A 1,293-nucleotide genomic window follows, 5' to 3' on the forward strand; every position below is an offset into this window, starting at 1 on the left:
CATGAGCATCAGCAGCACCGGCGTGATCAGCTGGTCCAGCCCAGTGTTAGGCAGCTTCAACGTCACCCTACGCGCCGACAATGGCAAAGCCTATGCAGAACAACGCTACCTGCTCACCGTCAGTGACCACGCCCTGGCACTGAGCATCAGCATGGCCGTGGCACCCGCCCTCGTCAACATCGGCGACAAAGTCACCGTCACCGTCCTCACCAACGGCGGCACCGGCACCATCAGCACCAGCGTCACTGTGGATGGCCAACCACAAACCCTCGATGCCCAAGGCACAGCCACCATCACCGCCACCACCACCGGCGCGCACCAGGTTGTCGCCAGCGCCAAAGATGACCTCGCCACCGTCAGCAAGACCAGCCTCTACAGTGTCGCCAACCCCGCAGACACCAGCACACCGGTAGCCCAGATCAGCACCCCCACAGACGACGTCGAGATCACCGCCCCCACCACCATCACCGGTACCGCCAGCGCCCAAAACCTCGCCTACTACCAGCTCCTCATGCGCGCCGCTGGTACCGACAAATGGCAAGAACTCGCCCGTGGCTACCAGAATATCAGCAACGGCACCCTCGGCAAGTTTGATCCCACCCAGCTACAAAACGGCATCTACGAACTCAGCGTCATTGCCGTCAATACCAATGGTGTCCAAGCCAGCCACATGATCACCCTGGACGTCACCCGTAATCTCAAGATAGGCCAGTTCAGCATCAGCTTTGAAGACCTCAACGTCCAGGCCTCCGGCATCCCCATCAGGATCACCCGCACCTACGACACCCGCCGCAAGAGCCAGGCACTCGACTTCGGGCAAGGCTGGAGTGTCGATTACCAGAATGTACAGATCAGAAAAAACATCATCCTTGGTCTCGAATGGGACGTCATCACCATTCCTAGCCAGTTCACGACCTGCCTGCGCCCCAGAGGCAAACGCAAGGTTGACGTGACATTACCAACCGGTGATGTTGCCCGCTTTGAGGCGCACAACGAACAGGATTGTGGCACTGTCGCCCCCCCGGTAAAAATACGCTTTACCGCCTTGCCAGGTACCACCGCCAAACTCGACCTCGTTGATATACCCAAACGCATCCAGCCCCAGGGCGGCATGCTCATCGACGTCGACGGTGCTGATCAAAATGAAACCATCGCCTGGAACCCCAAATACTACAAACTCACCACAGAAGATAACTACGAATACTATCTGACCGATGGTATCGGCATCACCAGCATCAAAGACCCGAACGGCAACACACTGACCTACAGCGACAGTGGTGTCACCCATTCCAA

The 1,293-nt window shown here is 58.1% G+C and carries 1 protein-coding gene; it reads left to right on the plus strand.

The window, feature by feature from the left end; all coding sequences use genetic code 11:
* A partial coding sequence (locus tag ACO0LG_RS29490) for a hypothetical protein (RefSeq protein WP_423032174.1) occupies positions 1 to 1,293 on the plus strand: 1,293 nt, incomplete at both ends.

The sequence above is a fragment of the Undibacterium sp. Ji42W genome, from assembly GCF_049340405.1.
GTDB lineage: Bacteria > Pseudomonadota > Gammaproteobacteria > Burkholderiales > Burkholderiaceae_D > Undibacterium.